A 25909-nucleotide genomic window follows, 5' to 3' on the forward strand; every position below is an offset into this window, starting at 1 on the left:
TCGAAGTAGGGCGGGGGTTCGCCCGCCGGGGTGGATTTCAGGACACGGGCCGTGGCCCGCCCGACGGCTCAGGGACACCAGTGGATCTGCAGCGCCGCACCGGGCGTGCTGAAGGCTACGCGCACCGGCATAAGGGTGGCGTCGTTGCTGTCCAGCGCGCGGTCCAGCAGGCGGCGCTTGGCTTCGCCGCGGATCAGCAGCATGCGTTCGCGTGCTTTCGACAGGCCGGTCGGCGTCAACGAAATGCGCAATGGCCAGGCGCCCGCGCCGGCGCAGCCGCTGGCGTCGAAGGCGACGTAATCGGATTTGCTGGCCAGGGCACGCGGCAGGTCGCGCGCGCCGGAAAACAGCGATGCGGTATGGCCGTCTTCGCCCATGCCCAGCACCGCGACGCTGGCCGGACGGCGCGCATGCGCGTTGGCGCTGGCGACCGATTCCTCGAGCGTGCGGCCGACGCGTGTAATGGGTTCGAAATGCGCCGCCTTGGCGCGGTTCTGCAGCAGCGTTTCGCGCACCAGGCGCGCATTGCTGTCCGGATCGTCTGGCTGCAGCCAGCGCTCGTCGACCAGCGCCACTTCGACCTTGTCCCACTCGATCGGGGCCTTCGACAACGCGCGATACACCGGTGCCGGCGTGGTGCCGCCGGAAAGCAGCAGGCGCGCCAGCCCGCGTTCGGCGATGTCGCGCCGCAGGATGCCGGTCAGTGCGACTGCGCAGGACCACGCCCACGCGTCGGCATCGACATGCGCATGGAACTGGACGCGCCGCGGCGAAAGCGGATCGTCGTCGGCAGTGGGCGGCGTCTGGAGCGGCATCAGTTGCGCGTGGCGGAAGGAGTGGCGGATTGCAGCGCCAGTGCGGCGGCGCCGAGCAGCCCCGGCTGCGGATGCACCACCGCAAGCGTGGGTACGGCAGCCATGTTGGACGAAAACCGTCCCTTGTGCTCGAAGCGCTGGCGGAAGCCGGAATGCTGCAGCGCGTGCAGCATCCTCGGCACCAGTCCACCGGTCAGGTAGACGCCATCCCACGCGCCGGTGGTGAGTACGAGGTCGCCGGCGATCGCGCCGAACACCGCGCAGAACACATCGATCGTGCGCATGCAGCGCACATCGCCTTCCGCGGCGCGTGCGGTGATGTCCGCCGGCCGCATCGGCCCGGGATCCTCGCCGGCGATCTCGCTCAGCGCGCGATGGATGTTGACCAGGCCGGGTCCGCAGACCAGCCGCTCGTTGGACACGCGCCCGAACTGCGCCGACAGGCGCTCGAGGATGGCGATTTCCTCCGGCGTGCCGGGCGGGAAACTGACATGGCCGCCTTCGGTCTCCAGCGGGTAGGCGCGCCCGTCGCGCACGATCAGTGCGCCCACGCCAAGGCCGGTGCCTGGGCCGAGCACGGCGTAGGTGCGATCGCCCGCGGTGCGTACCGGCGCGGCCGCGCCGCCGACCGGAACCACCGCATCCGCATCGAACAGCAGGATCGCCATCGCCTGCGCGGCGAAGTCGTTGATCAGCAGCAGTTCGTCGAAGCCTAGCGCGGCCTGTACGCGGCTGCGCGAGATCACCCAGGGATGGTTGGTGATGCGTGCCTGGTCGCCCTCGACGCGACCGGCGACGGCGAACACGCCGCGATCGATGCCGGCATCGTCATGTGGCGTCGGTGCGATGGTGTCGAGGTAGTGGCGGGCGGCATCGCCCAGCGACGGGAAATCGGCGACGGCGAATTCGCGCACGCTGTCGAGGATCAGCGGCATCGCCGCACGGGTGTCGGCCAACGCGAAGCGCGCGTTGGTGCCGCCGATGTCGGCCAGCAGCACGCGGGCGCCGGGGTCGCTCAAGACGGCTTCTTCCCGTGCCCGTTGCCCGACAGCGTGGCCGGCAGGAACGCCGCCGCCTCGGTCGGTCCCCAGGAACCGGCCGGATAGGATTGCACCGGCGTGTTCGCGCCTTGCCAGGCATTGCTGATGCTGTCGATCCACTGCCATGCAGCCTCGACTTCGTCGTCGCGCACGAACAGCGTCTGGTCGCCTTTCAACGCGTCGACCAGCAAGCGCTCGTAGGCGATGCGGCGCTTGGGCGAAGGCGACATCGACAGGTCCAGCGACATAGGCTGCAGTTCGGTCGCACCCCATTCCGGCGCGGCCAGGCTGCCCATCAGCCCCAGTTCGATGGTTTCTTCCGGCTGCAGGCGCATGCGCAGGCGGTTGGAGCGTGCGCGCTCACGGCTTGGACGTTCGAACACCCAGTGCGACACCGGCTTGAAGGTGACCACGACCTCGGTGGTGCGCGACGGCATGCGCTTGCCGGTGACCAGCCGGAACGGCACGCCGGCCCAGCGCCAGTTGTCGATGTGCGCACGCAGCGCGACGAAGGTCTCGACGTCGCTGTCGTGCCTGAAGCCGCGCACGGCCGCGCCGTCGACCACGCCGTCGGCATAGCGCCCGCGCACGCTGTTGCCGGCCACGTCGGCCACGCTCATCGGTCGCAGCGAGCGCAGCACCTTGCGCTTCTCGTCGCGGATGCTGTCGGCATCCAGCATCGACGGCGGTTCCATCGCGATCAGAGCCAGCAGCTGCAGCATGTGGTTCTGCACCATGTCGCGCAGCGCGCCGTAGTGCGCGTAATAGCCTTCGCGGCCGTCGACGCCGGCGGTCTCGGCGACCAGGATGTCGACCGATTCGATCCAGCGGTTGTGCCAAACCGCCTCCATCAGCGTGTTGCCGAAGCGCAGCGCCAGCAGGTTCTGCACCGGCGCCTTGCCCAGGTAATGGTCGATGCGGAAGATGCGCGACTCGTCGAGGCAGTCCTTGAGCGCGGTGTTGATCTCGTGCGCGCTGGCCAGGTCGCGGCCGATCGGTTTTTCCAGCACCAGCCGCGATGGGTCCTCCAGCAGCCCGGCGGCCTTCAGTCCACGGCAGGCCGGCACGAACAGGTCCGGCGGCGTGGCCAGGTAGCTGACGCTGGGACGGTCCGCGTACGGCGACAGTGCCGCGACCATCGCCTGTTCGTCGCCCAGGTCCAGCGCGATGTAATGGGTGCGTCGCAGCAGGTCGTCCAGCGCCGCCGCGTCGCGCGCATCGGGCGTGTCGATGCGTTCTCGCAGCCAGGCCTGGAAACCGCCGTCGTCGTGCTCGCTGCGGCCGATCGCGACCACGCGGAAATCCGGTGGCAGCAGGCGGTCGCGCAGCAGGTGTTGCAGCGACGGGAACAGGTAACGCTGCGAGAGGTCGCCAGTGGCGCCGAACAGCAACAGGGTGTCGTGCATGGCGCGCTTCTGGAACTCCGTGTGTCAGTAGGGCAAGGGGTCGGCCAGTACACCGCCGTTGCTGGCGATGACCTTGCTGTAATAGCGGGCACTGTCCTTCGGCGTACGCTCCTGCGTGCCGTAGTTGACATGCACGATGCCGAAGCGCTTGGAGTATCCCAGCGACCATTCCAGATTGTCCAGCAGCGACCACACCATGTAGCCGCGGATGTCGCATCCGGCGGCAATGGCGTCGTGGATCGCGGACAGGTGCTTGCGCAGGTAATCGATGCGCAGCGGGTCGCGGATGCGGCGTGCTCCCGATGGCTCGGTATCGGCGACCGGCGGATCGAAGAACGCGGCGCCGTTCTCGGTGATGTAGGTCGGAATGTTGCCGTAGCGGTTTTTTGCCCAGACCAAAAGGTCGGTCAGTCCCTGTGGGAATACTTCCCAGCCAGTTTCCGTGTACGTGCCGAGCGGCTGTTTGACCGGTCCGGCGCGCAACGGCCAGCTTTCGTTGGCCTGCGTGACGTTGCGCGTGTAGTAGTTGATGCCGATGAAGTCCAGCGGTTGTCTGATCAGGTCAAAATCCGCGGCCGGCCAGTCCGGCCACGCCTCGCCGAAGATCTCCTTCATTTCATCCGGGTAACTGCCGAGCAGCGCGGGGTCGAGGTACTGGCGATTCATGTAGGCGTCGGCGCGACGCACCGCGGCCTGGTCTTCCGCCGAATCGGAAGCGGCGTACTTCGGTTCGATGTTCACCACCAGGCCGATCTCGTGCTTGCCTTCGGCGCGGTACGCCTGGACGGCGGCGCCGTGCGCACGCATCAGGTTGTGCGAGGCGATCGGCGCCTCGAAGCGGCTGCGATGCCCCGGCGCGAGCGCGCCATGCAGGTAACCGCCATCGGTGATCACCCACGGCTCGTTGAGCGTCACCCACTTCTTCACTCGGCCGTCGAGCGCGCGATACATCACGCTGCCGTATTCGGCGAACCAGTCGGCGCAGTCGCGGTTGAGCCAGCCGCCGCGGTCGTCGAGCGCTGCCGGCATGTCCCAGTGGTACAGCGTCAGCAGCGGCTCGATGCCGTTGGCCAGCAGTTCGTCGACCAGCCGCGAATAGAAATCCAGCCCGGCTTGGTTCACCCGGCCGGTACCCTCGGGCAGGATCCGCGACCACGACACGCTGAAGCGATACGCCTGCATGCCCAGTTCGCGCATGATCGCGACGTCTTCCTTCCAGCGCCGATAGTGGTCGCAGGCGACGTCGCCGGTGTCGCCGTTCAAGGTCATGCCCGGCGTGTGCGCGAAACGCGTCCAGATGCTGGGGCCGGCGCCGTCGGCCATCGGCGATCCTTCGATCTGGTGCGCGGCAGTGGCCGAGCCCCACAGGAAACCTGCGGGAAATTGCCTTGCGGCGGCAAGCGGTGGGCTCATCGCATGTTCCTTGTTCGGTGACTGGGATGCCGGCAGGGCAGGCATGTAATCGATTACATGGCAGAATACCGCAAGCGTCGGGCCAGTGTAATGGCGTGACCGTATGGATTGGGCGGTATGCAATCGTATGCAGCCAGGCCGATCGCCAATTCCGGCGACGCCGGCCCGACCACCAGCAGCCGGAGAGCGGATGGCCAGTGTCCAGCTAGACCAGGTGCGCAAGGTTTACCCGAACGGTTTCGTCGGTGTCGCCGGCGCCAGTTTCGAGATCGCCGACGGCGAGTTGCTGGTGCTGGTCGGGCCCTCGGGCTGCGGCAAGTCGACGCTGTTGCGGATGATCGCTGGACTGGAATCGATCACCTCCGGCACGTTGAGCATCGGTGGGCGCGTGGTCAACGACGTGGCACCGAAGGATCGCGACATCGCGATGGTGTTCCAGAGTTACGCGCTGTATCCACACATGACCGTCGCGGAAAACCTCGCCTTCGGCCTGAAGCTGCGTGGCCATGACAAGGCCGCGATCGCCACGCGCGTGGCCGAGGCGGCGAAGACGCTGGAGCTGGATGCGCTGCTCGACCGCAAGCCCGCGGTGCTGTCCGGCGGCCAGCGCCAGCGCGTCGCGCTGGGGCGTGCGCTGGTGCGTCATCCGCAGGTATTCCTGCTCGACGAGCCGCTGTCCAACCTCGATGCCAAACTGCGCCTGTCGATGCGCGTCGAGATCGCGCGACTGCATCGGCAGCTCGGCGCGACCATGGTGTACGTGACCCACGACCAGATCGAGGCGATGACGCTGGGCCAGCGCATCGTGGTGCTCGACCGGGGCGAGATCCAGCAGATCGACACGCCGATGGCGCTATACGAAAGACCGGCCAACCTGTTCGTGGCGACCTTCCTCGGCAGTCCGGCGATGAACGTGTTGCGCGGACGCCTGGCGCGCGGCGATGGCGTTGTCCTGCAGCTGGAAGATGGCCTCGGCGTGCCGCTGGACGGTGTGAACGTGCGCGAGGAATGGCTTGGACGCGACATCGTCGTGGGCGTGCGACCGGAGCACCTGCGTCCTGCCGCGGACGGTGCGGCGGGTGCGTTCGAAGCCGAGGTCGAGGTGGTCGAGCCGGTCGGCAGCGAAGTATTCGTCAACCTGCGGCTGGGCCGGCAGGCACTGGTCGCGCGCTTCGACCCGCACGTATTGCCCGAGCGCGGCAAACCTTTGGCGATCACGATCGCTGGCGAGCGGGCTCACTTCTTCGATGCAGCCAGTGGCGCGACGCTGGCGTGACGTGCGCCGTCTTCCCGAAGAGTCGCGGCGCGTACTGAATCGCAGCAGGCATCGCTACGATTTTTTCGAGGCATCGGCCGCTGCCTGCATGGCCGCCCGGTCCGCTTCGTTGACGTCTTCCGCTCCCGGCGATGCCGTGGCCTGCCGCGCCTGTGCGGGCCTTGTTGTGGCGTCGACCTCCCTGTCCTCGCGCGCCAGGTTCACCCGCAGCCGCGGCAGCGCGTCGGCATGCGATGCGTTGAGATAGTCGATCATCTGTTCGCGCACGGCGCAGCGCAGGTCGAACAGGTCGCCGGAATTGCGCGCGCTCACCAGCAGCCGCACCTGGATGCTGGACGAGTCGGTATCGGTGACCTGCGCCACGCAGACGCGTCCGTCCCAGCGCGGGTCGTTGCGGCAGATCCGTTCCAGTTCGGTGCGTACTTCCGCCATAGGCGTGCGGTAGTCCAGCCACAGGAACGACGTGCCGAGCAGTTGCGCCGTGGTCCGCGTCCAGTTCTCGAACGGATGCTCGATGAACCATTGCAGCGGCACCACCAGCCGACGCTCATCCCAGATGCGCACCACCACGTAGGCGCTGGTGATCTCGTCGATGCGACCCCATTCGCCTTCGACGATCACCACGTCGTCCATGCGGATCGGCTGCGTGATCGCGATCTGCAGGCCGGCGATCAGGTTGCCGAACACCGGCTTGGCGGCGATGCCGGCGACCAGGCCGATGACACCGGCCGAAGCGAGCAGCGTGGTGCCGACCTGGCGGATCTGCGGGAAGGTCATCAGGGCGATCGACAATCCGACCAGCACGATGCCGCCGCGGACGATGTGGCCCAGCACCCGCACCTGCGTCTGCACGCGTCGTGCGGCGAGGTTGTCGGCGACCTCGACCGGGTTCTCGCGCATGATGCGCTGCTCCACCGCGCCGACCGTGCGTACGGCGAGCCAGGTCAGGCACAGCAGGCTGCCGATGCCCAGCCAGTGCCTGGCTTCGGCCGACACGTTGTCGGGAAGGGGCGTGGCGCCGACCGCGATGCCGAGGAAGAGCAGGCACAGGCCGAGCGCGGCAGGCATCGCGACCACCTGCGCGATGCGCGCCCGCATCCGCGTTGCCGCGTGCAATCGCGCCCGCCGCTCCACCGCCAGCAGGATCCGGTATGCGAGGAAGCCCAGGAGCAACGCGACCGGCAGCGGCCATGCGGCCGCTGCGTTCTGCCAGAAATCGCTGGTCATGTCGTCATGTTCGCGCGGGTACCGTGCACGACATGTCGAAGCGTCAGCTCACTCCTGCGCGTCGCTGTTGTCGGTGAGCAATGGGTTGCGGCGCTGATGCGAGGAGAATTCCGCGAATTCGGGCCCGGCCAGGCGCAGGTTCTCGCGCAGGTAGGCACGCAGGCGCTGGCCCGGAGGTTCCGGCGCCGGGCTGCCGAGGTGGCGTTGCAGCATGGTTTCCATCGCGAAGATGTAGGCCTCGCGCGGAATCGGGTCGACCGGCGAATGCGCGCCGCCTGGTTCCACCAGCAAGGTCAGCGGTCGCCCCAGTGCCTTCAGCGTCGCGGTGTAGTGGATCACTTCGCGGATCGCCACCGTGCGGTCTGCGCCACCGGCAATGATGACCAGTGGGCGCTGCAGTTTCCCGGCGTTGACCAGCGGCGACTGCGCATGCAAGCGCGTGTACGTCGCGCGGTCGGTTGCATCCAGTGACAAGGCCTGCAAGGTATGCCGCAGTGAGCGGTCGGGCAGGTCGCCCTGGTCGCCGGCCTCTACCAGCCAGCGCATCGACCAGCCCAGGTCCGCCGGCGGCGCGCCGGCCACGCCGACCTTGAACAGTTCTGGCTGGAAGGTCAGGCCCAACAACGTCGAGTAACCGCCGAAGGAATGGCCGACGATGCCGACGCGGTCCGCATCGCCGATGCCCTGGGCCAATAGCCAGCGCACGCCTTCGACGATGTCCTGCTGCACGCGACCGTTGCCGTAGTCGCCATTCGACGCGAAGGTGTAGCTGCGACCGTGGCCGGTGGAGCCGCGGAAGTTCGACTGGAACACCACGTAGCCGCGGTTGGCGAGGAACTGGGCGATGCCGTCGTAACCGGCGCGGAAGTGATTGATCGGCCCGCCGTGCACTTGCGCGACCAACGGCGCGCGCGCCGGATCCACGCCCGGTGGCAGCAGCAGGAAGCCATGCACGCGCATGCCGTCGGAGGCGGTGTAGTCAATGGCGATCTTGGGCGCCAGCGTGGCTTCCTTCGGTGCATTCGCGGTGATGCCGGGATCGTCGAGGATGCGGCGCAGATTTCCATTGCGCGGGTCGTAAAGGTACCAGCGCGGGTCGCGCAATGTCGGCGCACGCTCGCTCACCAGCCAGCGCGCGTAGGGGCCGCTGCCGGCCTGCAGGCCGATATCGCGATCGGGGAGCTTGCGTGCGATGTCCGCCACCACGGCCTGTGCATCGCCGATCCCGTAGGTCGCGGCGACGGTGCTGCGGTAACTCGCCGCCAGCGGCTGTTGCGTGCGCGGATCGATCACGACCTCATCGAGGTCGGCTTCGCCGCGAGGGTCCTGGTGCAAGGTCTGCAACCTGTCGTTCGCATCCAGGCGCATCACACGGCGGAAATTTCCGCCCGGATTTCCCGCCATCAGCAGGCTGCCATCGGCCTGCATTCCCAGCAGGTCCAGCCGATCCATGGGCCGCAGGCGCAGCACTTCGCGCAACGTCCCGTCGGGACGCACGCGGTACAGCGCGTCGTGGTCGCCTTCGAAACGCGCCAGCGCAACGATGCGGCCCTGCGCGTCGAGCGCGACATCGTGGATCCAGTGCGCGTCTTCGCGCAGCAGTGTGCGCTGGCCGCGCGCGTCCATGCGCACGATGCGCCAACGTTCGCCGGTACCGGCGCGCACGCGTTCGCCCAGCAGTACGGCGGCCGGCTGCGACGTGTCGAGCTTCATCACTCGGCGCCGTTCGGTGCCACCCAGCGGCACGCGTACACCGGTACGGCCGTCGACACCGACGATGCTCAGCACGCGCGACGCGCGCAGGAACAGCCAGCGGCCATCGCGCGACCACATCAACTGGTCGGCCTGGGTACTGCCCACCAGCATGCGTGCATTGCCGCCACCTGCCGGCAGCAGCCACAAGCCACGCGAGTCCTTCTTTTCGCGCAAGTAGGCCACCGCATCGCCGGCGGGCGAAAGCTGCGCGGCCACCAGCGTGCGGTTTTCGAGAAAAGCCGTGCGCGGCAGGCGCGGGGCACGGGGCAGTGCGCGTTGCGTGCCTTCAGCAGTGCGCAGGCTTTCGGCTGCCTGCGCCGGCAAGGTGCGCGGTGCGAGCAGCAGCGTGCACAGCGCCAGCATGCCGTACAGGGTCCGGAACATCGTCATCGTCGATCCTCTCGTCCGTTCCGGCTCAGGCGGCGGCCGGCTGTGCCGGCAGTACGGTTTCCGCGAGCGTTTCGCGCCGCGGATACAGCAGCCACAGGCTGGCCAGCGCCGGCAGTCCGACGATCCCGCACAGCACGACCCAGGTCCAGCGGCCGCGCGGCGAATGCACTTGCCGACCGGTCAGCCATACCGCGCCAAGCAGCGCCAGCAGGCTGCACGCGCCGGCCAGCCACAGCACTTGCGACGGCACGGGCTCGGGCTTGGCACGCAGCGGATCCTTCGCCGCGAACAGGTCTTGCGCGCCCAGGCAGATCACGCGCAGCACCGGCGACAGCCAGGTGTTGCGGTTGGTATAGATGGACGGCAGGTCGATCGACAGGGCGCGGCGCGCGACTTCCCGCGCATGACCGTTGCCGGCCACGCGCAGCACCTGCTGGAACGGATTCTGCAGTTCGCCGCTCCACACGCCCCAGGTATAGGTGTAGGACACCAGGTAGCCGTCCAGCAGTTCGATCACGTCAACCCGACTGAGGTTGCCGACCGGGCCGGGCATCGCCACCCGCATCACCGGCCGCAGCAGGTCGAGTCCGTTCATCGCCTCGCGGCCGGGGTAGAAATAGGCGGCGCGGTCGCTGAGCACCACGATGTTGTCGCCGGCCGGCTCGGGCGGGCTGGCCATCACTTCACCCGCTGGCAGGCGGAAGCGTTCGAACATCCGCTGCTGTTCGCTGTCGTACTGGTAGGCCGCATGCGCGTTGTACAGGTAGGTCGCGCCGTATGGCATGGTCGGCGCCGGGAATGCGGCCTGCTCCTCGCCCACGCCCATTTCACCGATCCGGCGCTGGTCGCGCAGGCCACGGGTGACGAAACGCTCGCGATCGTGGCTGAACACCATCCACAGGTTGTTCTCGTCGTCGCCCAGTTCCAGCGGCGACAGATTGGTCATGCTGTTGCGCACCGGCAGGTTGCGCAGCGGGTAGGTCGTGTACACGTCGGACAGGGCGACCTGCTCGCGCCACAGCGCGGCTTCCGGGTCGCGGCTGTTTTCGATGCCGAGCAGGAGCATGTCCTTGCCTTCGGCGCGGTCGGCTTCGATGTACCCGCCCTTCGGCGGCGTGTGCGCGTTGAGCGGGTGCGTGCCGGTGATTGTCCACGCCAGTTCGACGCCGAAGCCCAGCATCCAGAGCAGGAAATACGCACCCAGCTGCACTGGCAGCGCGACCGCCAGCACCGCGGCGGGCTTGCGCGGCGGCACGGCCGGATCCGGCTTGAACGCGATCGCCAGCAGCACCGCGAGGAAGGCGATGACCGCGCATTGCACGCCCAGCATGGCGACGCCCGAGGCCTGCGCGTACAGGAACAGGTTCGGCAACAGGAAGGCCGTGAACGAATAGCGGCGGTTGCCGACCATCGTGTAGGCGCCGGCCAGGTAGCCCGACACCGCGATCAGCCATGCCGCCAGCGGCAGCATCCAATGGCGCAGGTCGACCACGCGCGCGGTCATGGTTTCCTGGTACATCGCGACCAGCGCAATCGGCAAGGCCGTTGCAAGCAGTAGCAACAACGCGCCGGCGCCGGTCAATGCGCCGGCGATGTGCAGGCGGTGCAGCGGGCTATGCAGCAGGTTGAGCCACTGGTTCGGCTTGCGGTACGTGCCCATCTGGTACAGGCCCAGCAAGGCGCCGGCCACGGCATACACTGCGGCGAAGACCTGGTAGACGAACAGCGGTTGCTGCGCCATGTCCACCATGCGGCTCAGGAAACCCAGCGCGGCGAGGTTGATGATGCCGGCGGCCAGCGCCCACCAGCGGAAGCGCAGCAGCTCGCCCTTGAACAGATCGATCATGTTGGTGTCCTCGTTCGCGCGCTCAGGCGGCGGCCGGCGCGGCGTGGTTCTTGGCAAGGAAGGCATTGACGGCGCGGTCCAGGCTGACCGGCATCGACTGCACGCTGCGTGCGCCGCAATCGCGCAGGAAGCGTTCGAAATCCTCGTCCTGGTCCAGCACCAGGTAATGGTGCAGGCCGTCCAGACGCTGCACTTCCAGCAGGCCTGGCACCCTTGCAGGCTCGGGTCCCTTGAACGGCACGTCGGCGATCCAGTGGCTGACGCGCGCGCAGAAATCCTCGGGCGCCGACATGTTCTTCAACTGCCCGCGCTCGAGGATGATCAGGTTGTCGGCGACGCGCTCGATCTCCTCCATCTGGTGCGAGCAATAGATCACCGTGCACTCGTCGGCGGCATTGCTGTACATCAGCGATTCGAGGAAGGCGCGCTTGGCGACCACGTCCAGGCCCAGTGTCGGTTCGTCCAGCACCAGCAGTTCCGGGCCCTGCGCCAGCGCCAGCGCGAGGTTGAAACCGGCGCGCTCGCCGCGCGAGAGCTGGCCCACCTTCTGCTCCGGCAGCACGTGGTAGTGGCCGAGCACGCCGTCGAATGCGGCCTGGTTCCAGCGCGGGTACTGGCGGCGATGCATGCCGGTCACCGCCGCCACGCGCATCCAGCCGGGGAGGGTGTGTTCCTCGTTGACGAAGCCGATGCGTGCGCGGTCCCGCGGCGCCAGCCGCTGGCTGTCGCGTCCGAGGATGCGCGCTTCGCCCGCGCTCTGCGGCAGGAAGCCGAGCAGGATCCGGAACAGGGTCGACTTGCCGGCGCCGTTGGCGCCGACGATGGCGTGAATGCGGCCGCGCGGGATGCGCAGGTCGAGGTGGTCGAGGGCGAGCTTGCGGCCGTAGCGTTTGCTCAGCGCTTCGGTCTCGATGACGTATTCGGAAGCACGGTCGTTCATGGCGGTCTCGAATGGAATCGATGATGGAATCGCGGTGCGGGACAAGCAGGTCCCTCGCTGCGCTCTGGATGACAACTGGGGATGGAGATCGTGGTCAGGCGGTTTTCTTTGGCGCCAGCACGCGCAGTTCGCGGTCCAGCCGGGCCAGTGCGCGATCGGGTGGATAGTCCAGCGCCGCCACTTCGTGGACGAAGCGCTGGATTGCCTCGTCCATGCGTCGTTCGCGTTCGTCGTCGCTCAGGCGCTGGCGCGGCGTCGCCACGTACAGGCCCAGACCCTGGCGTGCCTCCAGCCAACCTTCCGAAGTGAGTTCGGCATAGGCCTTGGCGACGGTGTTCGGATTAATGGTCAACTGCTGCGCCAGTCCGCGCACGCTCGGCAACTGGGCGCCGGGACTGAGTTCGGCGGTGGCGATCTTCATGCGCACCGCGTCGACGATCTGCCGGCTGATCGGGCGTGTGTCGCCGGTGGCGATCTGGATCATCAATGCCTGGGTACGGGCCATGCCTGCTCCTGTTGCGAACTGTACTATTAATACCAGTACAGTGCATACAGATCGAATCTGTCAAGCACGCGGCGACGGAACCGCGAAAAAGAGGAATGGAATCCTGGATCAGCAGCGCGGAGCCTTGTGCCTCGAGGCCAGTGCGCCCGCGCGCCGGCGGCTGCGCGGCGCGGGCAGCGGCAAACACCGGCTCTGCAAACCCGGGCTGCGGCCGGGGCCTGGGATCCGCGATGCGGGAATGGCCCGGCTCGCTATACTCTGTGCATCTCCGGCGAATTCGCCGGTTTGTCGTTATATGAATCAATCACATAGCGACCATACGCAATCCAATGCCTGATCCAGATGCGCGCGCGGCACGGCGGACGCATCGAGCCTGAGAGAAAACACCGCCGCATGCGCCTGTCCACGATCAAGCTGTCCGGTTTCAAATCCTTCGTCGATCCGACCACCCTGCACCTGCCGACCAACATGACCGGCGTGGTCGGGCCGAATGGCTGCGGCAAGTCCAACATCATCGATGCGATCCGCTGGGTCATGGGCGAGAGCGCTGCCAGTCGTCTGCGTGGCGATTCGCTGACCGACGTGATCTTCTCCGGTTCGACTTCGCGCAAGCCGGTGTCGCAGGCGATGGTCGAGCTGATCTTCGACAACGCCGACCACACCATCACCGGCGAATACGCGGCCTACAACGAGATCTCGGTCAAGCGCACCGTCAGCCGCGACGGCCAGAGCAACTACTACCTCAACGGCGGCAAGTGCCGGCGTCGCGACATCACCGACCTGTTCCTCGGTACCGGCCTCGGCCCGCGCAGCTACTCGATCATCGAGCAGGGCATGATCTCGCAGGTGATCGAGGCGCGCCCGGAGGAGTTGCGCGTGTACCTGGAGGAGGCCGCCGGCATCTCCAAGTACAAGGAACGGCGCAAGGAGACCGAGACCCGGATCAGGCACACACGCGAAAACCTGGATCGCCTCAGCGACCTGCGCGAGGAAGTCGGCAAGCAGCTCGACCACCTCAAGCGCCAGGCACGCCAGGCCGAGCAGTACCAGGCGATCCAGGCGGAACGCAAGGTTAAGGACGCGGAATGGAAGGCGCTGGAATACCGCACCCTCGATGCGCAACTGCAGGCGCGGCGCGAAGCGCTGTCGCAGCAGGAAACCCGGCTGCAGCAACTGATCGCCGAACAGCGCGGCGCCGAACGCGAACTGGAGACCGGCCGCGTGCGTCGCGAGCAGGCCGCCGAGGCGCTGAACAAGGCGCAGGCCGAGGGTTATGAAGTCGGCGGCAACCTGGCGCGCATCGAACAGCAGATACAGCATCAGCAGGAAATGGCGCAGCGCCTGCAGCGTGCACGCGACGAGGCGCAGGCTGCACTGGCCGAACTGGGCCAGCACATCAGCGGCGACCAGGCCAAGCTCGACGTGCTGCGTGCGGCGATCGCCGACGTCGAGCCGCAGCTGGCGCAGCTGCAGCAGGACGACGGCGCCCGCCAGGACGCGTTGCGCGATGCCGAGGCGGCGCTGGCTGACTGGCAGTCGCGCTGGGACGCGCATGCGCACGAGCAGTCCGAAGCCGCACGCGCCGGCGACGTCGAACGCACGCGTGTCGATTATCTCGATCGCCAGGCGCTGGACGCCGACCGCCGCCGCGAAGTCCTCGGCAACGAACGTAGTGGCCTGGACCTGGAAGCGCTGGCCGCTTCGTTCGCCCAGGTCCAGTCACAGCACGATGCACAAAAGGCTTCGCTGGACACGCTCGACCAGGAAGTGGAAGCGCGCAAGCAGGCGCTGACCGCACTGCAGGACCAGCAGCGCACCGCACAGGCGGAGCTGGCCGAGGTACGCAAGCAGGCGCAGACCAGCCGCGGCCGCCTGTCGTCGCTGGAGACATTGCAGCATGCTGCACTGGGCCAGGAACAGGGTGCGGCGGTCGAATGGCTGCGCAAGCAGGGCCTGGATTCGGCGGCGCGCGTGGGCGAGAAACTGGTCGTCGAAGCGGGCTGGGAAAACGCCGTCGAAGGCGCGCTCGGACAATTGATCGAGGGCGTGCTGGTCGAGGCGCCGGAAGCGCTGGTCGATGCGCTCGGCGAACTGGCAGAAGGCCGCCTGACGCTGGTGTCGCCGGCCGATGAAGGTTTTGCCGCACCCGCCGGCACGCTGGCCGCGCTGGTGCGCGGTCCGGATGCGATCCGTCGCCTGTTGGCCAAGCTGCACGTGGCCGAAGACCTGCCGTCGGCACGCGCGTTGCTGCCGAGGCTGAGCGAAGGCGAGTCGGTGATCACCCGCCACGGCGAGCGGCTTGGCGCCGGCTGGGTACGGATGGTGCGTTCCGGCGCCGCCAAGCAGGGCGCCTTGCTGCGCGAACGCGAAATCCAGACGCTGCGCGCCGAGATCGACGCGCTGCAGAAGCGCGAGGCCGAGCTCGACCGCGGCATCGTCGCCTGGCGCGACCGCCTGCTGGCAGCCGAACAGCAGCGCGAGGACGCGCAGCGCGCCTCATACATGGCGCATCGCGGCGTGTCCGAACTCGCCGGCCAGCTGCAGAGCCAGCAGGGCCGGCTTGATTCGGCGCGTGCGCGCATCGAGAAGATCGATGCCGAAACCACGCAACTGGCCACCACGCTGGAAACCAGTCGCGAGCAAGCACGAGAGGCGCGCGCCAAGCTGGAAGACGCGATATCGCGCATGGCGCAGTACGAAGCCACGCGCCGCGCGCTGGACGAGGAACGCCAGCGTCTGGCCGAGACCCGCGATGCCGCGCGCAGCTCCGCACGCGAGTCGCGCGACGCCGCGCATGCGCTGGCCTTGACCCTGGAATCGCAACGCGCGCAGGTGCTGGCGCTGACGCAGGCGCTGGACCGCATGGGCGGCCAGCGCGGCCAGCTCGATGGCCGCCTCGGCGAACTGACCGCGCAGATGGGCGAGGGCGAGGACCCGGTCAAGGCGCTGGAAATCGAGCGCCAGGCGCTGCTGGAAAAGCGCGTGCTCGCCGACAAGACGTTGAACGCCGCGCGCATCGACCTGGAAAGCATCGACAACGAACTGCGCAGCTTCGAACAGACCCGCCATCAGCGCGACGAGCAGGCCATCGCCCAGCGCGAGGCCATCTCGCAGCACAAGCTCGACCAGCAGGCGCTGGCGCTGAAGGCCGAGCAGCTGTCGGAGGCGGTCGTCGCCTCCGGCTTCGTGCTCGACGACGTGGTCTCGCAACTTCCCGACGATGCCGACATCGGCGTGTGGGAAAAGGCGGTCACCGATTTCGACGCCAAGCTGCGCCGACTCGAACCGGTCAACCTGGCCGCAATCCACGAGCACGCCGAAGCCGCGCAGCGCAAGGAATACCTCGACGCGCAGGACGCCGACCTGACTTCGGCGCTGGAGACGCTGGAAGACGCGATCCGCAAGATCGATCGCGAGACGCGCGGCCGCTTCAAGGACACCTTCGACCGGGTCAACGCCGGCGTGCAGTCGCTGTATCCGCGCCTGTTCGGCGGCGGCCACGCCTACCTGGAACTGACCGGCGAGGACCTGCTCGACACCGGCGTGACCATCATGGCGCGCCCGCCCGGCAAGCGCGTATCCAACATCACGCTGCTGTCCGGCGGCGAAAAGGCGATGACCGCGGTGGCGCTGGTGTTCGCGATCTTCCAGCTCAACCCGGCGCCGTTCTGCCTGCTGGACGAGGTCGACGCGCCGCTGGACGAAGCCAATGTCGGCCGCTTCACCGCGCTGGTCAGCGAGATGAGCGAGCACGTGCAGTTCCTGTTCGTGACCCATAACAAGGCCACCATGGAAGCCGCCCAGCAGCTGAGCGGCGTTACCATGCGTGAACCCGGCGTCAGCCGCCTGGTGTCGGTCGACCTGGCCGAAGCCGCGCGCCTGGCGGGGGCGGCTTGAGTTTCCTGATTCGTGATTCGTGATACGTGATTCGTCAAGATCCGGGCAGCATGCTTTCCAATGACGAATGACAAATCACGAATCACGGCCATTAAGGAGTAAACGATGTCCGACGTATGGTTGCTGCGTACCGGCATATTGATCGCCGGCATACTGCTGGTGATCGCGATCTATTTTTTCGGGCGCCCGCGCAAGGGCGTGCAGGGGCGGCGCGTCGACAAGGTCGCGCGCGGCGAAGGCGATCGCGACCGCATGGAGCCGACGCTTGGCGCGCAGATCGAAGGCGACCTGGGCGGCGCCCCTGACGATGCCACCGTGCAGTCGGAACTGGACCTGCTCGACAGCGCGCTCGGCGCTGGCGCCTCCGCCGGCAGCGATCTCGGACGCCGCGACAACGAGAACTTCGACAAGATCATTTCGCTCTACGTTGCCGCGCGCGCCGGCCAGCAGCTGCAGGGCCCGGACATCGTGGTCGCCGCGGAGAAGGCCGGGCTCACCTTCGGCCACATGAACGTATTCCACCGGCTGACCGAAGGCCACCCGGAACGTGGTCCGATCTTCAGCGTCGCCAACATCATGAAGCCGGGCAGCTTCGAGATGGCCGAGATCCAGTCGCTGCAGACGCCGGCAATCGCCTTCTTCCTGACCCTGCCGGCGCCGCTGTCGGCGCTGGAAGCCTGGGACACGATGCTGCCGACCGCGCAACGCATGGCCGAACTGCTCGATGGCGTGGTGCTGGACCAGGAGCGCAATGCGCTCGGCCGCCAGCGCATCGCCCATATCCGCGACGACCTGCGCGCCTACGATCGCCAGCACGAGGCGCCGCCGATCAAACGCTCACCGCGCTGGTAATCCGGCAACTCTGTCATCCCGAGCACAGCGAGGGACTTGCTTTTACGGCGCCTCCCTGGCTGCGCGCGGGATGACAGGCCAACGGGAGCGCTTCGCCATCCACGTCGCGCGGCCCAAGACATGCAGGAACCTCGTTGCTGACACTCCCGCGAACGGCGGTTGGCTAGAATTCGACGATGAGCCCGAAACCCGCGGAACGCATCGACCAGCTCCGGCGCCAGCTCGACGACGCCAACTATCGCTACCACGTGCTCGACGATCCGGCGATCGCCGATGCCGAGTACGACCGGCTCTTGCGCGAACTGGATGAGCTGGAAGCGGCGCATCCAGAACTCGTGACCCCGGATTCGCCGACCCAGCGCGTCGGCGCCGTGCCTTCCGGCGCGTTCGCCGAAGTGCGCCATGCCATCCCGATGCTGTCGCTGGGCAATGCCTTCAGCGATGCGGAGGTTGCCGATTTCGAACGACGCATCGAGGAAAAGCTCGATCGCCGCCAGCCCGCATTCTCCGCCGAGCCCAAGCTCGACGGCCTGGCGATCAGCCTGCGCTACGAGAACGGGCGCTTCGTGCAGGGCGCCACGCGCGGCGACGGCGCCAGCGGCGAGGACGTCACCGCCAACCTGCGCACGATCAAGGCCGTTCCGCTGCAGTTGCGCGGCGATGACTGGCCGAAGGTGCTGGAGGTACGCGGCGAGGTCTACATGCCCTTGGCTGCGTTCAAGCGCTACAACGAACGTGCGCTTAAGGAAGGAGGCAAGGTGCTGGCCAATCCGCGCAATGGCGCCGCCGGCTCGCTGCGCCAGCTCGACCCGCGCATCACCGCACAAAGACCCCTGGCGTTCTACGCCTATGCGGTCGGACTGGTCGAAGGCGGCAAGCTGCCGGACACACATTCGGCGACGCTGAAAAAGTTGCGGGAGTGGGGCTTCCCGGTCAGTGCGGAAAGCGATGTGGTGGTCGGCACGGAAGGTTTGCTCGGCTATTACCGGCGGCTTGGAGCCAAGCGCGACCAGCTGCCGTTCGACATCGATGGCGTGGTCTACAAGCTCGATGATTACGCTGGGCAACGCGAGATGGGTTTCGTCTCGCGCGCGCCGCGATGGGCGATCGCGCACAAGTTCCCGGCGCAGGAACAGTCGACCGTGGTGGAGGCGATCGACATCAACATCGGCCGTACTGGCGCGGCAACGCCGCTGGCGCGACTGAAGCCGGTGCAGGTGTCCGGCGTCGTGGTGAGCAACGCGACGCTGCACAACGCCGACCAGATCGCGCGGCTCGACGTGCGCATCGGCGACACGGTGATCGTGCGCCGCGCTGGCGACGTGATCCCGGAGATCGTCCGCGTCGTGCCGGAGTACCGCGCGCCCGACGCGCCGGTGTGGACGATGCCGACGCAGTGCCCGGTCTGCGGTTCGGAGATCGTGCGCGAGGAAGGCGAGGCCGTCTGGCGCTGCTCTGGCGAACTCACCTGCGCGGCGCAGCGCAAGGAAGCGATCGGCCATTTCGCGTCGCGCCGGGCGATGGACATCGACGGGCTCGGCGACCGTTACATCGAAGATCTGTCCGACCTCGGTTATGTCACCTCGGTGGCCGATCTCTACAAGCTCACGCTCGAAGACCTGTTGCTGATGAAACGTCGCGCCGACGAGCGCGATGGCACCACGCCTGCAATTGCCGCCAAGACCGGCAAGGTTGCGACCAAGTGGGCGGAAAACCTCGTCGATGCGATCGAGCGCAGCCGTCGGACCACGCTCGAACGCTTCCTGTATGCGCTCGGCATCCAGCATGTCGGCGAGAGCACGGCCAAGTCGCTGGCGATATGGTTCGGTGACCTCGAAGTGATCCGCCATCTGCCATGGCCGCTGTTCAAGCGCGTGCCCGATGTCGGCGGCGAGGTCGCGCGCGCGATCGGTCATTTTCTCGACCAGTCCGGCAACCAGCAGGTGATCGACGACCTGCTCGCCGGTGGCGTCGTCATCACCGACACGCATCCGCCATCGTCCAGGCTGCGCGATGGCCTGGACCTGGCGACATTGCTGGTCGATCTCGAAATACCGAAGATCACCCGCATCCGCGCCGACCAGCTGGCCACCGCATTCCCGACCGCCACGGCGCTGCTCGACGCGCCGGAGCACGGCTACATCAGCGCCGGCCTGCCCGCCGATACCGCGCACGCCTTGACTGCGTGGTTGGGCGACGATGCCAATACGCGGCTGTTGAAGGCCGGTGGCGAGGCACTGGCGCGTCTGGATGCGATCACGCCGGCGGCGAGCGCCGTAGCGCTGGGCCCGCTCGATGGCCAGACCGTCGTGCTGACCGGCACCTTGTCGTCGTTGAGCCGTGATGATGCCCGGGAAAGGCTGGAAGCGCTCGGCGCCAAGGTGGCCGGCAGCGTGTCGAAGAAAACCGGATTCGTGGTGGCCGGCGAAGCTGCCGGCTCCAAACTCGACAAGGCGCAGGAGCTCGGCATCGAGATCTGGGACGAAGCGAAGCTGCTCGCATTCCTGAAGTCGCACGGACAAGGCGGGTGAGCGACGCCTGGCAGCCATCGGCATCGCCGGACGCCCTGCGCCTGCGCGCGTCACTGAACGCCTGCATCCGCGGATTCTTCGCCGAACGCCAGGTGCTGGAAGTGGAGACGCCGATCCTGTCGATGGCCGGCAATACCGAGCCGAACATCGCCTCGTTCGCACTGGAGTTCTCCGGTCGCACCGATGGCGCGCCGCGTACGCGCTGGCTGCGCACGTCGCCGGAATACCCACTCAAGCGCCTGCTGGCTGCAGGCATCGGCGATTGTTACGAACTGGGTCGCGTGTTCCGCGATGGCGAGGCGGGCGGTCGCCACAATCCCGAATTCACGATGCTGGAATGGTATCGCGTCGGCTGGGACCACGAGCGCCTGATCGACGAGACCGTGGCACTCGTGCATGCGGCGCTGGCCTTGGTTGGACGCAATGCCCGGGTGGGGAAGATCGCCTATCGCGATCTGTACCGACAGCATCTCGACATCGACCCTGCGACCGCATCCCTCGACATGCTGCGTGCCGCGATGGGCGACGTCGCGATCGCACCGGATGGACTCACCCGCGACGACTGGCTCGACCTGCTGATGACGCATCGCATCCAGCCATCGTTTTCGCGCGACCATATCCACGTGGTCTACGACTATCCGGCGTCGCAATGTGCGCTGGCGCGGATACGTCCCGGTGATCCACCGGTGGCCGAACGCTTCGAACTGTACCTGGGCCCGCTGGAACTGGCCAACGGCTACCACGAACTGGCCGATGCCGGCGAGCAGCGTGCGCGTTTCCAGCGCGACCTGGAGGTGCGCGCGCAACGCGCCGCAGCTCAGCCGGCCATCGACGAACGGCTGCTGGACGCCCTGGCCAACGGTTTCCCGCAGTGCGCGGGCGTGGCGCTGGGCGTGGACAGGCTGCTGATGGCGATGCTCGATACCAACCACATCGCCGACGTCCTGGCCTTCGCCTTCGACCGCGCCTGAATGGCGATCACCGCGGTTGCGGCCGATTGCCGTCCGGGTGAAGATTCCAGCGTCGACGTTCACGCGCAGGGGATAAAGTCGTGGACGTGACACCACAATCGGGGGTGGGCATGCGTTGGCTGCCGTACTGCGGCGTGCTGCTGTTGCTGGGCTCGTTCAGCGGGCCGGGCGCAGCGCGCGTGCAGCACGACGATCTTGACGAGTACCGCGAGCGGATTCCCGACGACATCGTGCGCTGCGAATCGGACGACGGCCGCACGCGCCAGTGCGCGGCGGACACCCATGGCGGCGTCAAGCTGCTGCGGCAGTTGTCCGATTCGGCATGCATCGAAGGCCAGACCTGGGGCTTCAGCCGCAACGGCATCTGGGTGACCCAGGGCTGCCGCGCGGATTTCGCCACCGGTTATGGCGGCCGTCGAGGCGCGGCCTACGATCGCGGCCTGTTCCGTTGCGAATCCGCGGATGGCCGCTGGCACCTGTGCCCGCTCAAGGGACCCGGCAAAGTGGACCTGATCCGGCAGCTGTCGCGCAGTGCCTGCATCCGTGACCAGAGCTGGGGACGCGATACCCGCGGCGTGTGGGTGGCGCAAGGTTGCCGTGGCGAATTCCGGCTCGCGGGCACGCGGCGTGGCGCCGGCGAATTCGACGATACGCAGGTGGTGCGCTGCGAATCCAAGGGCGGGCGCGAACACCAGTGCCCCGCGCGGATCCGCGAAGGCGTACGCCTGTCGCGGCAACTCTCCGACTCGGCCTGCGTCCGCGACAGAAGTTGGGGCTGGGACGGCGAGGGCATCTGGGTGCGCGAGGGTTGCCGCGCGGAATTCGAGGTGCGCTGAATCCATCGGCTGCTGGAGCAATTCGAGGACAGCCGCGCGTTAAACTGGCCGCATGGCTGCCGACATCGAATACGACCGCTACGACCGCATTCGCCCGATCCGCTGGACCGGCACCGCGCTCGAACTGCTGGACCAGCGCCAGCTGCCGTTCACCGTCGAATACCTGAGCTGTTCCAGCAGCGATGATGTCGCCGCCGCCATCCACGCGCTGGCGGTACGCGGTGCACCTGCGATCGGCATCGCGGCGGCGTGGGGCGCGGTGCTGGCAGCGCGTGACGTCGACGCCGGCGATGGCGCTACTGCAGCGGCGGAAATCGAGTCGGCCCTGCAGCGCCTCAACGCGGCCCGTCCGACCGCCGTGAACCTGGCCTGGGCCCTGGCGCGGATGCGTCGCGCCTTGGCCGGCGCCGGCAGCGACTGGCGCGAGGTGCTGGAACGCGAAGCGCGCGCCATCGAAACCGAGGATCTCGCCGCCAACCGGCGCATGGGCGAGATGGGTGCCAGCCTGATCGCAGCGGGCAGCGGTGTGCTCACGCATTGCAATACCGGCTCGCTGGCCACGGCCGGATTCGGCACCGCGCTGGGCGTGATCCGCGCAGGCGTGGCGCAGGGCAGGATCGACAAGGTATTCGCGGGCGAGACGCGGCCGTGGATGCAGGGCTCGCGCCTGACCGTCTGGGAACTGCAGCAGGACGGTATCGACGCCACGCTGATCGCGGACGCCGCGGCCTCGCACCTGATGAAGAGCGGACAGGTGGACTGGGTGGTGGTCGGCGCCGACCGCATCTGCGCCAATGGCGACGTCGCCAACAAGATCGGCACCTATCAGCTGGCCATCACTGCGCGCCACCACGGCAAAAAGTTCATGGTGGCCGCACCGTCGTCAACGGTCGACATGGACACCGCCAGCGGCGACCTGATCGAGATCGAAGAGCGCGATCCGGGCGAACTGCTCGGGGTTTCCGGCAGCCGCACCGTGGCCGAGGGCATCCAGGCCTGGAATCCGGTGTTCGACGTGACGCCCGCGGAACTGATCGACGCGATCGTCACCGAGAAGGGCATCGTCGAGCGTCCCGACGCCGAGCGCATGAAGGCCGTTTTCGGCGCCTGAGCAGTTCTACGGTACGGATGGCTCCAGAGCGCCTATTGGCGTCATCCCGAGCGCAGCGCGGGATCTGCTTGTTGCCCGACAACTCCCGATCCTCCCGAGCCGGATCCGGAATGTTGAGGACGCTGTCGGAAGCCGGCTCCGGCACCGATCGCATGCTTCGCCGTCATGGCGTTTCCAGAGCCTAGAAAACAGCACGCAAGTGGCTGTTTTTTCGCGGGTTTCGGCTGGATTCGAAAGCCCCTTCCATGCTATGATTTCACGTCTCCGAAACCGGTCCTGTCCGGCGTTGCGGACTTCGCTCCGCCTGCTGTTTCCGGGCGCTTGAAACCTTCCCAAAAACGGATCCCTGATGGCCGAACTTGCCAAGGAAATCATCCCCATCAATCTCGAGGACGAGATGCGTCGCAGCTATCTCGATTACGCCATGAGCGTGATCGTGGGGCGCGCGCTTCCGGACGTCCGCGACGGCCTCAAGCCGGTGCACCGACGCGTGCTGTTCGCGATGAACGAACTCGGCGCGCACAGCAACAAGGCCCATTTCAAGTCGGCGCGCATCGTCGGCGACGTGATCGGCAAATACCACCCGCATGGCGACCAGTCGGTGTACGACACGCTGGTGCGCATGGCGCAGCCGTTCTCGCTGCGTTACCTGCTGGTCGACGGGCAGGGCAACTTCGGTTCGGTCGACGGCGACTCCGCCGCGGCGATGCGCTACACCGAGGCGCGCATGACGCGCCTGACCCACGAGCTGCTGGCCGACATCGACAAGGAAACTGTCGATTTCCAGCTCAATTACGATGAAAAGGAAAACGAACCGACCGTCTTGCCGACGCGGTTCCCGAACCTGCTGGTCAACGGTTCGGCCGGCATCGCCGTGGGCATGGCGACCAACATCCCGCCGCACAACCTGGGCGAGGTGATCGCCGCCACGATCGCGCTGATCGACGATCCGCAGATCGACATCGACGGCCTGATGCAGCACATTCCCGGCCCGGACTTCCCGACCGCGGGCATCATCAACGGCGTCGGCGGCATCCACCTGGCCTACCGCACCGGCCGCGGCCGCGTGCGCATGCGCGCCAAGGCCGACATCGAGATCAACGACGACAATGGCCGCGAGGCGATCGTCGTCACCGAGATTCCGTACCAGGTCAACAAGTCACGGCTGATCGAGAAGATCGCCGAGCTGGTCAAGGAAAAGAAGCTCGAAGGCATCAGCGAGCTGCGCGACGAGTCCGACAAGGACGGCATGCGCATCTACATCGAGATCAAGCGCGGCGATTCGGCAGAAGTGGTGCTCAACAACCTCTATCAGCAGACGCAGATGGAGTCGGTGTTCGGCATCAACATGGTGGCGCTGGTCGACGGCCGCCCGCAGCTGCTCAACCTCAAGCAGATGCTGGAAGCGTTCGTGCGCCACCGCCGCGAGGTGGTGACGCGCAGGACCATCTTCGAGTTGCGCAAGGCGCGCAACCGCGCGCATATCCTCGAAGGACTGACGGTCGCGCTGGCCAACATCGACGAGATGATCGAGCTGATCAAGACCTCGTCCAATCCGCAGGAAGCGCGCGAGCGCATGCTGGCCAAGACCTGGGAACCGGGACTGGTCGGCGCGCTGCTCGGCGCGGTCGGGGCGGAAGCCTCGCGTCCGGAAGGCCTGCCGCAGGGCATCGGCCTGGTCGACGGGCGCTACCAGTTGTCCGAGGCGCAGGCCAAGGAAATCCTGGAAATGCGCCTGCACCGCCTGACCGGGCTGGAGCAGGAGAAGCTGACCGACGAGTACAAGGTACTGCTGGAAACCATCCGCGGCCTGATCGAGATCCTCGAGAATCCCGACGTACTGATGGAAGTGATCCGCGGCGAACTGCGCAACGTCCAGGAAGAATTCGGCGATGCGCGCCGCAGCGAGATCCGCGCCAGCGAGGAGGACCTCGATATCCTCGATCTGATCGCGCCGGAAGACGTGGTGGTCACGCTGTCGCACGCCGGCTATGCCAAGCGCCAGCCGGTCAGTGCTTACCGTGCGCAGCGCCGCGGCGGCCGCGGCCGTTCGGCGGCGGCGACCAAGGAAGAGGATTTCATCGACCAGTTGTGGCTGGTCAACACGCACGACACGCTGCTGACCTTCACCAGCGCCGGCCGCGTGTTCTGGCTGTCGGTGCACCAGTTGCCCGACGCCGGTCCGAATGCACGCGGACGCCCGATCATCAACTGGATTCCGCTGGAGGAAGGTGAGCGCGTGCAGGCCGTGGTGCCGGTGCGCGACTACGAGGATGGCAAGTTCGTGTTCTTCGCCACTCGCCAGGGCACGGTCAAGAAGACGCCGCTGACCGAATTCGCCTATCGCCTGCAACGCGGCAAGATCGCGATCAACCTCGACGAGGGCGACGCGCTGGTCAATGCGGAGCTGACCAACGGCAAGCGCGACATCATGCTGTTCGCCAGCAATGGCAAGGCGGTACGTTTCGACGAGGCCTCGGTGCGTTCGATGGGACGCACCGCCACCGGCGTGCGCGGCATCCGCCTGACCGCCGGTGAAAGCGTGCAGAGCCTGGTCGTGATCGATGGCGATGGCGACATCCTGACCGCCAGCGAACGTGGCTACGGCAAGCGCACGCCGGTCGCCGACTATCCGCGCAAGGGGCGCGGCACGCAGGGCGTGATCGCGCTGCAGACGACCGCGCGCAACGGCAAGCTGGTCGGCGCGATCCAGCTCAGCGACCACCATGAGGTGCTGCTGATTTCAGATGGCGGCACGCTGGTGCGCACCCGTGCTGCGGAAATCTCGCAGGTCGGTCGCAACACCCAGGGAGTCACCCTGATCCGTCTGGCGGATGACGAAAGCCTGCAGGCGGTGGAGCGACTGGATGCGTCTCTGGACGAGGAACTGGCGGCGATCGTGGACGAGACCGATACCGCTTCCAGGGATGCGCAACATCCGGTCCAGTAAGCCCGGGCTTCGCCACCTTCAGGAAGCGTGGCGAAGCCGTCACGGCATTGGTTGACGCTCATGAAAAACGGCCGTTCGCGGCCGTTTTTCGTTTGCACCTTCGTCATATACTCGAAGCGACTCGAGGGAATGGGGAAGGGCATGCGCA

17 protein-coding genes are annotated in these 25909 nt (G+C 67.1%); 8 read left to right on the plus strand and 9 right to left on the minus strand.

The window, feature by feature from the left end; genetic code table 11:
- Window positions 1-68: 68 nt before the first annotated feature.
- From pgl to IP90_RS07575, 4 genes are read right to left on the minus strand one after another with little or no spacing between them, the layout of a single operon-like run.
- Window positions 69-815 (minus strand): 6-phosphogluconolactonase, encoded by a 747-nt coding sequence (pgl, locus tag IP90_RS07560; protein ID WP_144899000.1) that lies wholly within the window; start codon window positions 813-815, stop codon window positions 69-71.
- Window positions 815-1834, minus strand: coding sequence for a glucokinase (gene glk / locus IP90_RS07565; RefSeq protein WP_199753440.1), 1020 nt, complete (start codon window positions 1832-1834; stop codon window positions 815-817). The genes pgl and glk overlap by 1 nt, the downstream gene beginning before the upstream one ends.
- Entirely contained in the window at window positions 1831-3261 is a 1431-nt protein-coding gene (gene zwf, locus IP90_RS07570) for a glucose-6-phosphate dehydrogenase (RefSeq protein WP_144899002.1), read from the minus strand. The genes glk and zwf overlap by 4 nt, the downstream gene beginning before the upstream one ends.
- Window positions 3262-3285: 24 nt before the next feature.
- Complete coding sequence (locus IP90_RS07575) at window positions 3286-4674, minus strand: GH1 family beta-glucosidase (protein WP_144899003.1); 1389 nt, start codon at window positions 4672-4674, stop codon at window positions 3286-3288.
- A gap of 190 nt (window positions 4675-4864) precedes the next feature.
- Between IP90_RS07575 and IP90_RS07580 the strand changes: the two genes are divergently transcribed.
- Window positions 4865-5950 carry an ABC transporter ATP-binding protein gene (locus IP90_RS07580; RefSeq protein ID WP_144899004.1) on the plus strand — a complete coding sequence of 362 codons (1086 nt, stop codon included), beginning with the start codon at window positions 4865-4867 and terminating at the stop codon, window positions 5948-5950.
- Between the two features lie 54 nt (window positions 5951-6004).
- Here IP90_RS07580 and IP90_RS07585 read toward each other — a convergent pair whose 3' ends face one another.
- The 5 genes from IP90_RS07585 to IP90_RS07605 form a co-directional block, all read right to left on the minus strand.
- Window positions 6005-7177, minus strand: coding sequence for a mechanosensitive ion channel family protein (locus IP90_RS07585; RefSeq protein WP_144899005.1), 1173 nt, complete (start codon window positions 7175-7177; stop codon window positions 6005-6007).
- 48 nt (window positions 7178-7225) lie between these two features.
- Window positions 7226-9322 carry a S9 family peptidase gene (locus IP90_RS07590; RefSeq protein WP_144899006.1) on the minus strand — a complete coding sequence of 699 codons (2097 nt, stop codon included), beginning with the start codon at window positions 9320-9322 and terminating at the stop codon, window positions 7226-7228.
- A gap of 25 nt (window positions 9323-9347) precedes the next feature.
- Window positions 9348-11168 carry a hypothetical protein gene (locus tag IP90_RS07595; RefSeq protein WP_144899007.1) on the minus strand — a complete coding sequence of 607 codons (1821 nt, stop codon included), beginning with the start codon at window positions 11166-11168 and terminating at the stop codon, window positions 9348-9350.
- Window positions 11169-11190: 22 nt separating this feature from the next.
- Entirely contained in the window at window positions 11191-12108 is a 918-nt protein-coding gene (locus IP90_RS07600; RefSeq protein WP_144899008.1) for an ABC transporter ATP-binding protein, read from the minus strand.
- 94 nt (window positions 12109-12202) lie between these two features.
- Complete coding sequence (locus tag IP90_RS07605; protein WP_144899009.1) at window positions 12203-12613, minus strand: GntR family transcriptional regulator; 411 nt, start codon at window positions 12611-12613, stop codon at window positions 12203-12205.
- 393 nt (window positions 12614-13006) lie between these two features.
- Between IP90_RS07605 and smc the strand changes: the two genes are divergently transcribed.
- From smc to gyrA, 7 genes are all read left to right on the plus strand, one after another.
- Complete coding sequence (gene smc / locus IP90_RS07610) at window positions 13007-16510, plus strand: chromosome segregation protein SMC (protein ID WP_144899010.1); 3504 nt, start codon at window positions 13007-13009, stop codon at window positions 16508-16510.
- A 105-nt stretch (window positions 16511-16615) separates the two neighbouring features.
- Complete coding sequence (gene zipA / locus IP90_RS07615; protein WP_144899011.1) at window positions 16616-17362, plus strand: cell division protein ZipA; 747 nt, start codon at window positions 16616-16618, stop codon at window positions 17360-17362.
- A gap of 176 nt (window positions 17363-17538) precedes the next feature.
- Window positions 17539-19893 carry an NAD-dependent DNA ligase LigA gene (gene ligA / locus IP90_RS07620; protein WP_144899012.1) on the plus strand — a complete coding sequence of 785 codons (2355 nt, stop codon included), beginning with the start codon at window positions 17539-17541 and terminating at the stop codon, window positions 19891-19893.
- The gene (epmA, locus tag IP90_RS07625) at window positions 19890-20864 is read left to right on the plus strand and encodes an EF-P lysine aminoacylase EpmA (protein ID WP_144899013.1); all 975 of its coding nucleotides are present in this window, start codon (window positions 19890-19892) and stop codon (window positions 20862-20864) included. The genes ligA and epmA overlap by 4 nt, the downstream gene beginning before the upstream one ends.
- A 110-nt stretch (window positions 20865-20974) precedes the next feature.
- Window positions 20975-21700 carry a DUF3011 domain-containing protein gene (locus IP90_RS07630; protein ID WP_144899014.1) on the plus strand — a complete coding sequence of 242 codons (726 nt, stop codon included), beginning with the start codon at window positions 20975-20977 and terminating at the stop codon, window positions 21698-21700.
- A gap of 52 nt (window positions 21701-21752) precedes the next feature.
- Complete coding sequence (mtnA, locus tag IP90_RS07635) at window positions 21753-22811, plus strand: S-methyl-5-thioribose-1-phosphate isomerase (protein ID WP_144899015.1); 1059 nt, start codon at window positions 21753-21755, stop codon at window positions 22809-22811.
- 349 nt (window positions 22812-23160) lie between these two features.
- The gene (gene gyrA, locus IP90_RS07640; RefSeq protein ID WP_144899016.1) at window positions 23161-25761 is read left to right on the plus strand and encodes a DNA gyrase subunit A; all 2601 of its coding nucleotides are present in this window, start codon (window positions 23161-23163) and stop codon (window positions 25759-25761) included.
- The last annotated feature ends 148 nt before the right edge of the window (window positions 25762-25909 follow it).

Origin of the sequence: Luteimonas cucumeris, from assembly GCF_007830035.1 — a bacterium.
GTDB lineage: Bacteria > Pseudomonadota > Gammaproteobacteria > Xanthomonadales > Xanthomonadaceae > Luteimonas_C > Luteimonas_C cucumeris.

Coding starts and splice junctions, on each gene's coding strand:
- pgl (WP_144899000.1), bottom strand. CDS start 815: ATGCCGCTCCAGACGCCGCCCACTGCCGACGACGATCCGCTTTCGCCG.
- zwf (WP_144899002.1), bottom strand. CDS start 3,261: ATGCACGACACCCTGTTGCTGTTCGGCGCCACTGGCGACCTCTCGCAG.
- IP90_RS07575 (WP_144899003.1), bottom strand. CDS start 4,674: ATGAGCCCACCGCTTGCCGCCGCAAGGCAATTTCCCGCAGGTTTCCTG.
- IP90_RS07580 (WP_144899004.1), top strand. CDS start 4,865: ATGGCCAGTGTCCAGCTAGACCAGGTGCGCAAGGTTTACCCGAACGGT.
- IP90_RS07585 (WP_144899005.1), bottom strand. CDS start 7,177: ATGACCAGCGATTTCTGGCAGAACGCAGCGGCCGCATGGCCGCTGCCG.
- IP90_RS07590 (WP_144899006.1), bottom strand. CDS start 9,322: ATGACGATGTTCCGGACCCTGTACGGCATGCTGGCGCTGTGCACGCTG.
- IP90_RS07595 (WP_144899007.1), bottom strand. CDS start 11,168: ATGATCGATCTGTTCAAGGGCGAGCTGCTGCGCTTCCGCTGGTGGGCG.
- IP90_RS07600 (WP_144899008.1), bottom strand. CDS start 12,108: ATGAACGACCGTGCTTCCGAATACGTCATCGAGACCGAAGCGCTGAGC.
- IP90_RS07605 (WP_144899009.1), bottom strand. CDS start 12,613: ATGGCCCGTACCCAGGCATTGATGATCCAGATCGCCACCGGCGACACA.
- smc (WP_144899010.1), top strand. CDS start 13,007: ATGCGCCTGTCCACGATCAAGCTGTCCGGTTTCAAATCCTTCGTCGAT.
- zipA (WP_144899011.1), top strand. CDS start 16,616: ATGTCCGACGTATGGTTGCTGCGTACCGGCATATTGATCGCCGGCATA.
- ligA (WP_144899012.1), top strand. CDS start 17,539: ATGAGCCCGAAACCCGCGGAACGCATCGACCAGCTCCGGCGCCAGCTC.
- IP90_RS07630 (WP_144899014.1), top strand. CDS start 20,975: ATGCGTTGGCTGCCGTACTGCGGCGTGCTGCTGTTGCTGGGCTCGTTC.
- mtnA (WP_144899015.1), top strand. CDS start 21,753: ATGGCTGCCGACATCGAATACGACCGCTACGACCGCATTCGCCCGATC.
- gyrA (WP_144899016.1), top strand. CDS start 23,161: ATGGCCGAACTTGCCAAGGAAATCATCCCCATCAATCTCGAGGACGAG.